The sequence below is a fragment of the Duganella aceris genome (assembly GCF_011090165.1).
GTDB classification, from domain to species: Bacteria; Pseudomonadota; Gammaproteobacteria; order Burkholderiales; family Burkholderiaceae_D; genus Rugamonas; species Rugamonas aceris.
This window is the reverse complement of record NZ_JAADJT010000003.1, coordinates 515331-522102: the sequence shown is the minus strand read 5'-3', so window position 1 is coordinate 522102 and position 6772 is coordinate 515331. Positions and strand designations below refer to the sequence as shown.

Sequence of the window (6772 nt, the reverse complement as noted above, 5' to 3'; positions counted from 1 at the left end):
CGTGAGCGAGTCTGCGGGGATATGCGGTACCAGTTCTTTGGCAAACATCATCTCATTGGTCGCGTAAGGACCAAAGGCCGCGTTGCGGATCAGATACGTTGGCAATGCAGTGAGCGTGACGCCGCGTACCTGTGGGTAGCTGGCGACGGTCTCACCGGCATAGTTTTGCGCACCGAAATGAGTGCGGTTTTCGACCGTATCATGGGTGCGCAGGATGGTGCCATCCATCGCAAATAGCTGTAAGCCCTTGAATGCATATGCTTGCCGATCCTGGGCGGACCAAGCCAGTGCCGACCGCTCGAACAACCATTGCAACGGCTCGGCCCCCAGACGCTGGCGCGCCTGTGCGACGGCGCTCTTCGTGACGAATGGCTGCTCTTTATCCGGCAATGCCAAGCCCAAATCATCCAGGACTTCACCAATCGACTTGTGCCGATAAAGCGCCAGCGCGACAACAAGCCACACAACTTGCTCCGCCGGCAGCCGACGGTGGCGGATGCTCACTGCATGCGTGCACACAACGGCTTCCTCAATCCACTCAAATGGCAAGTGTTGACCCAGTCGCCTCCAATCAGGAGACTCCAGGCCGTTAGCGAGGAAATGGAGAGCGTCGTCGATCATCGCGACGCAGGTTAACAGCGATTGCCGATGTTTACAACCAATAAAATAAAAATGCCGTTCAGTCTTAACTGAACGGCATTACGCCGTCGGCGCGTTTTTCATTGGAGCGTCGTGAATTACTTGATGACTTCCACTTTGGTCTTCTTGCCGTCGGTGTAGGTGAACAAGGTCAGCGCGCCGTCCTTGATGTCGCCTTTCGGATCGAACGAGATCAGGCCGGTCACGCCCTGGTACTTGATCTTGTGCAGGAACGGCAGGTACTTGGCCGGCTGCGACGATTTGGCTTCCTGCATCGCGGTGGCCATGGTCATGATCGCGTCGTACACATACGGCGAATAGATCTGCACGTCGGCGTTGTACTTCTTCTTGTAGCGGGCGACGAAGTCGTCCATGCCTTTTTGCTGCTCGCCGGTCACGCCACCCGCTTCGGCGCAGGTCACCAGGCCGTTGACGGCGGCGTCGCCGGCCAGCTTGGCGAACGGCTCGGTGCAGATGCCGTCGCCGCCCATGTACTTGGCCTTGATGCCCAGCGCCTTCATCTGGCGCAGCAGCGGGCCGCCCACCGAGTCCATGCCGCCGAAGAAGATCAGGTCCGGATTCTTGCCCTTGATGGTGGTCAGGATGGCGTTGAAGTCGGTCGCCTTGTCGTTGGTGAATTCCTTGCTGACGATCTGCACGCCGGGCATGGCTTTCTTGGCGCCCTTGATGAACTCGTCCGCGACGCCCTGGCCGTAGGCGGTGCGGTCGTCGATGACGGCGATCTTCTTCGCGCCCAGCTTGCCGACCGCGTACGAGCCCAGCGAGCCGCCCAGCTTGGCGTCGTTGGCGACCACGCGGAACACCGAGTTGAAGCCTTGCTGCGTGTACTTGGTCTGGGTGGTGGCGGGCGAAATCTGCGGAATGCCGGCGTCGTAGTAGATCTTCGAGGCCGGGATCGAGGTGCCCGAATTCAGGTGGCCGATCACGCCGTTGACCTTGGCGTCGACCAGCTTCTGCGCCACCGCCGTGCCCTGTTTCGGATCGCTGCCGTCGTCTTCCAGTTGCAACACGAACTTGACCGGTTTGCCGTCGATCTTGAAGCCTTTGGCGTTCAAGTCCTCGACCGCCATCTTGGCGCCGTTTTCATTGTCCTTGCCAAGGTGAGCCGACGGACCCGAGACCGGGCCGACGTGGCCGATCTTGATCACTTCCTGCGCACCGGCGCTGCCGGCGAACGCCAGGGCGATGGCGAGTGGAATGAATTTAGTCTTGAACAGCATATACATTCTCCAAGTGGTTGAGATTTATTCTGCAAGGCCAAAAGGTACAACAAATTAATCACGGCGCAAAGGCGGAAACGTAAGGATTTGTATTTTTGTCGGGCAATTCCCTGATTTGATACAGGGATTCCCGGGAAGAGTGCGGTCCGCGCACTGGAATGGACGCGGACCGCAGGGGACGGGGCTTACTTCTTCTGCGCTTGCAGATGGGTCAGTTCCTGCGAGACGGCGCGGGCGACGATTTTTTCGATCGTGTCGTGCAGGCCGATGCGGATCTCGTTGGTCAGATCGTGCAGCGCGTGGCTCAGTACTTCGGCCATGCTGTCCTTGATGCGCTGCTCCAGCACGAAGTCCACGCGCGACTGCAACTGGTGCATGATGCGCACCGACAGCCGGTGCTCCATCATCGCCCATTCCGCTTCGCTCCATTCGTCGACGGCGTCGGCTTCGAGCTGGGCGGCCTGCTGGGCGGGCGTGGCGCGGGCGGCGGAAGCGGCCAGCTCGCCGGGCAGCAGGTCTTCGCGCAGCGGCTCGGCTTTCAGGACTTCCGTCAATACAGGGATACTGGCGTCAAACGATTGGGCTTGGCTCATGATTTTCCTGTGACAAAGTGGGTGAGTGGGTGGTCTTGCTGCTTGTATGCGACATAACGCTTGCGGCCGGCAGCCGCATCATCCTCGTCGGAGGAAATCACTTCGATCATGCGCTCGAATCGCGCCACCTGGCCAGGCGCGCGGCGCGATAAATTGACCAATAATTCTTTGTGGGTGTGTGGTAATTCCGCCTCATCGCTGTCGGTCAGGAGGATCGGCGTCTGCGCCGCGAGCGCATCGCCGGCGAGCACGTGCGGCAGGAAGTCGGTGGCGGAAAATGTCCACATCGCCGCGTTAAGTTCCGCCAGTTGCGCCGCATCTTCCGCCATCAGCACCACGCGGTGGTTGGCCGCCCAGGCCTTGCGCACCAGGCGGCAGGCGTAGGCCACCTTGTCCGGCACATTGGTGTGGAAATCGATGCGTGTCATGGTCGTTTTGTTCTGTAGAGGGGAATGCCTGCGGGCGACCCGCAGGATTCCAGTTTATGCGAAATTTATTTTTGCCGCTGGCATCGATGTTGCTACCGACTCCGGTTTTCAGAACTGGAAACCGGGCGGCGCATTGACCGGCGGCGGCTGGCGCGGCGCCTCGTCGACCGGCGCCGCCTGCGGCGGAGGAGGAGGCGGCGGCGCGGCCGCGACCGCCGGCGGATACTGATAATTCGACGGCAAGCGTTTCTCCGCCGGGTAGCCGGCTTCGGTCAGCAGGCTGTCCCAGGCGCTTTGCTCGTAGCCGGCCAGGCGGCTGCGGCCGACCAGCAGGAAGGGCAGCTGGTTGCCGCCGCCGGCCTGCTTGAGCGCGGCCTGGTCGTCGGCCGTGTTGACGGTCTTTTCCCGGAATGGAATGCCGCGCGCCATCAGCAGCGCGCGCGCATTGGCGCAGCCTTCGCACTGCCCGGTGGTGTACAGCGTGACGGGACGGTCGCGCGCCACGCCGGCCAGCTCGGCCGGCAGTTCGACCGCGCCGCCGCCGCTGAAGGATTTGACTTCGACTTTCGACTTGACCGGCGCGCTCGGCGCCGGCGGCTGGTCGCTGTAATGGGTCACGCCTTTGGCGTCCTTCCACTTGTAGACCTGCGCGCCGGCCGTGCCGAAGCACAGCAGCGCGAGCAGCAGCAAGGCCGGGCGTTTCATGCTCAGGCCGCCATGCCGCTGTGACGCAGCAGCGCGTCGATGCTCGGCTCGCGGCCGCGGAAGGCGGTGAACGATTCCAGCGCCGGACGCGAACCGCCGACCGACAGGATCTCGCGCAGGTAGCGCTTGCCGGTTTCAATGGTGGCGTCCGGCCCCAGCGCCTGCGCTTCCTCGAACGCGGCGTAGGCGTCGGCGGACAGCACCTCGGCCCACTTGTAACTGTAGTAGCCGGCCGCGTAGCCGCCGGCGAAGATGTGGCCGAACGAATTCTGGAAGCGGTTGAACGCCGGCGGAATGATCAGCGCGAACCTGGCGCGCACCTCGTCGATGACTTGCTGCACGGTCTTGCCGGTCGACGCGTCGTAGTCGTAGTGCAGGTGCATGTCGAGCAGCGAGAACTCGACCTGGCGCAGCGTCTGCAGGCCGGACTGGAAGTTCTTCGCCGCCAGCATCTTGTCGTACAGCGCGCGCGGCAGCGGGGCGCCGGTGTCGGCGTGGGCGGTCATGTGTTCCAGCACTTCCCATTCCCAGCAGAAGTTTTCCATGAACTGCGACGGCAGTTCCACCGCGTCCCATTCGACGCCGGCGATGCCGGACACGCCCAGCTCGTCGACCTGGGTCAGCATGTGGTGCAGGCCGTGGCCGAATTCGTGGAACAGCGTGGTCACTTCATCGTGCGTGAACAGCGACGGCTTGGCGACGCCGTCGACGATCGCAGGCTCGGTGAAGTTGCAGGTCAGGTAGGCGACCGGGGTTTGCACCGCCTTGTCGTCGGCGCGGCGGCCGCGCGCGTCGTCCATCCAGGCGCCGCCGCTCTTGCCGGCGCGCGCGTACAGGTCAAGGTAGAACTGGCCGATCAGTTTGCCGTCGCGCTCGATGCGGAAGAAGCGCACGTCCTTGTGCCAGACCGGCGCCTGGTCCGGCTTGATCTCGACCGTGAACAGTTGCTGGATCAGGCGGAACAGGCCGTCGACCACTTTGTGTTCGGGGAAGTACTGCTTCACTTCCTGCGCCGAGAAGGCGTAGCGGCGTTCCTGCAGCTTTTCCGACGCGTACGGGATGTCCCAGGCTTTCAGCTCGGCGAGGCCGAGTTCTTCCTGCGCGAATTTTTTCAGTTCGGCCAGATCCTGTTCGGCGAACGGGCGGGCGCGCCTGGCCAGGTCTTCGAGGAAGGCGATGACTTCGTCGGGCGACTTGGCCATCTTCGGCACCAGCGAGACTTCGGCGAAGTTTTTGTAGCCAAGCAGCTTGGCTTCCTCGTCGCGCAGCTTGAGCAGCGTGACGATGTTGGCGGTGTTGTCCCAATCGTCCTTCTTGCTGAACACCTCGCCCTGTTCGGACGCCTTGGTGCTGTTGGCGCGGTAGATGGTCTCGCGCAGTTCGCGCTTGTCGGCGAATTGCAGGATCGGGAAGTAGGACGGGAAGTGCAGCGAGAATTCGTAGCCGGCCTTGCCGTCTTTTTCGGCGGCGGCGCGCGCGGCGGCCTTGGCGTCGGCCGGCAGGCCGGCCAGGTCGGCTTCGTCGGCGATCAGCAGCTTGTAGTCGTTGGTGGCGTCGAGTACGTTTTCCGAGAAGCGCGTCGACACGGCGGCGTGCTGTTCCTGGATGTCGGCGAAGCGTTCCTTCTGTTCGGCCGGCAGCTCGGCGCCGCCCATGCGGAAGTCGCGGATGGCGTTGTCGATGATGCGCTTGCGGGCCGGCGACAGCGCGTCGAAGCCGCTTGAGGCGCGCAGCGCCTTGTATTTGTCGAACAGCGCTTCGTTCTGCGACAGCTCGGTCCAGAACTCGGTGACCTTCGGCTGGTTGTCGTTGTAGGTGGCGCGCAGTTCGGGCGTATCGACCACATTGTTCAGGTGGCTGACGATGCCCCAGGCGCGGCCCAGCAGCTCGGTGGCGTTTTCCAGCGGGGTGACGAAGTTATCCCAGGTCACTTGCCCGGAGGGCGCCTCCAGTTGCGCGACGACGGCGCGGCTCTTGGCCAGCAGGTCGTCGATGGCGGGCGTGACGTGTTCGGGCTTGATCGCATCGAAGCGCGGCAGGCCGGTGAAGTCGAGGAGGGGGTTGATAGCGTCTGTAGTCATCGTCAGTTCCAATATGTTTTACGTGCGTTCGCGGGAACCGTTTACCCCGCACTGCGGCGAACAGGGGTCAGACCCCGTACGGGGTCTGACCCCGACTTTTCGGGTTGCTGCGCCGCTCAATCAAATAGTACGCTCGGCCGCTTCCACCGTGTTCATCAACAGCATGGTGATCGTCATCGGACCGACGCCGCCCGGCACCGGCGTGATGAACGACGCCACTTCCTTGACCCCGGCGGTGTCGACATCGCCGCACAGCTTGCCCGCGTCGTCGCGGTTCATGCCGACGTCGATGACGATGGCGCCCGGCTTGACCATGTCGGCGGTCAGCGTGTTGCGCCGGCCCACCGCAGCCACGACCACATCGGCCTGACGCGTGTACAGGCCCAGATCCGGGGTCGCGCTATGACAGATGGTGACGGTGGCGTTGGCTTGCAAGAGCAGCAGTCCCATCGGCTTGCCGACGGTGTTGCTGCGGCCGATGACCACCGCATGCTTGCCGCGCAAGTCGACGCCGGTGCTCTCGATCAGTTTCATGCAGCCATACGGCGTGCACGGACGGAAGCCTTCCAGGCCGGTCATCAGCTCGCCGGCGCTCAGCACCGAGTAGCCGTCGACATCCTTCGTTGTGGAGATGGCCTCGATCACCTTGTGCGGGTTAATGTGCTTGGGCAGCGGCATCTGCACCAGGATGCCGTGAATGGTCGGATCGACGTTCAGCGCGGCGATGCGCTCCAGCAGCGCGGCCTCGGTCATGTCGGCCGGGTACTGTTCCTTCAACGAATAGATGCCGGCGTCCTCGCAACCCTTGACCTTGTTGCGCACGTAGACATGGCTGGCCGGGTCGTCGCCGACCAGAATCACGGCCAGGCCGGGTTGTTTGCCTTTGGCGGTCAGCGCGGCAGCACGTGCAGCAATTTCCGCGCGCAGTTTTTGGGAGAGGGCGATTCCGTCGATCAGTTGAGCAGGCATGATTTAATCAGGTTGGAGAGGAAAGCAGCATTATAAAGCGCCAGCGGGCCGCGCGCCGCGTTTCCAGCGCTTAGCCGATGCTGCGCTGCACAAGAATTTCATAGGGGAATTTCACA

At 62.8% G+C, this 6772-nt stretch carries 7 protein-coding genes; all 7 read right to left on the bottom strand.

What is annotated here, in order from left to right; genetic code table 11:
- Positions 1–621 (bottom strand): transposase domain-containing protein (locus GW587_RS09580; RefSeq protein ID WP_207393401.1); only part of this gene is annotated, 621 nt, incomplete at its 3' end.
- A 116-nt stretch (positions 622–737) separates the two neighbouring features.
- Positions 738–1880, bottom strand: coding sequence for a branched-chain amino acid ABC transporter substrate-binding protein (locus GW587_RS09575; protein WP_166101539.1), 1143 nt, complete (start codon positions 1878–1880; stop codon positions 738–740).
- A 185-nt stretch (positions 1881–2065) separates the two neighbouring features.
- Positions 2066–2473, bottom strand: a complete 408-nt coding sequence (locus GW587_RS09570) for a DUF2486 family protein (protein WP_166101537.1) — start codon at positions 2471–2473, stop codon at positions 2066–2068.
- Positions 2470–2901, bottom strand: coding sequence for a DNA polymerase III subunit chi (locus tag GW587_RS09565; RefSeq protein WP_166101535.1), 432 nt, complete (start codon positions 2899–2901; stop codon positions 2470–2472). The genes GW587_RS09570 and GW587_RS09565 overlap by 4 nt, the downstream gene beginning before the upstream one ends.
- A gap of 108 nt (positions 2902–3009) precedes the next feature.
- On the bottom strand, positions 3010–3606 hold the full coding sequence (locus tag GW587_RS09560) for a glutaredoxin family protein (protein ID WP_166101532.1): 597 nt from the start codon (positions 3604–3606) through the stop codon (positions 3010–3012).
- A gap of 2 nt (positions 3607–3608) precedes the next feature.
- Positions 3609–5687 (bottom strand): M3 family metallopeptidase, encoded by a 2079-nt coding sequence (locus GW587_RS09555; protein WP_166101528.1) that lies wholly within the window; start codon positions 5685–5687, stop codon positions 3609–3611.
- A gap of 120 nt (positions 5688–5807) precedes the next feature.
- Complete coding sequence (gene folD / locus GW587_RS09550; protein WP_166101525.1) at positions 5808–6656, bottom strand: bifunctional methylenetetrahydrofolate dehydrogenase/methenyltetrahydrofolate cyclohydrolase FolD; 849 nt, start codon at positions 6654–6656, stop codon at positions 5808–5810.
- Positions 6657–6772 lie beyond the last annotated feature (116 nt).

Bases quoted from the DNA above. Each gene is read 5' to 3' on its own strand.
- GW587_RS09575 (WP_166101539.1), bottom strand. From the start codon at position 1,880: ATGCTGTTCAAGACTAAATTCATTCCACTCGCCATCGCCCTGGCGTTC.
- GW587_RS09570 (WP_166101537.1), bottom strand. From the start codon at position 2,473: ATGAGCCAAGCCCAATCGTTTGACGCCAGTATCCCTGTATTGACGGAA.
- GW587_RS09565 (WP_166101535.1), bottom strand. From the start codon at position 2,901: ATGACACGCATCGATTTCCACACCAATGTGCCGGACAAGGTGGCCTAC.
- GW587_RS09560 (WP_166101532.1), bottom strand. From the start codon at position 3,606: ATGAAACGCCCGGCCTTGCTGCTGCTCGCGCTGCTGTGCTTCGGCACG.
- GW587_RS09555 (WP_166101528.1), bottom strand. From the start codon at position 5,687: ATGACTACAGACGCTATCAACCCCCTCCTCGACTTCACCGGCCTGCCG.
- folD (WP_166101525.1), bottom strand. From the start codon at position 6,656: ATGCCTGCTCAACTGATCGACGGAATCGCCCTCTCCCAAAAACTGCGC.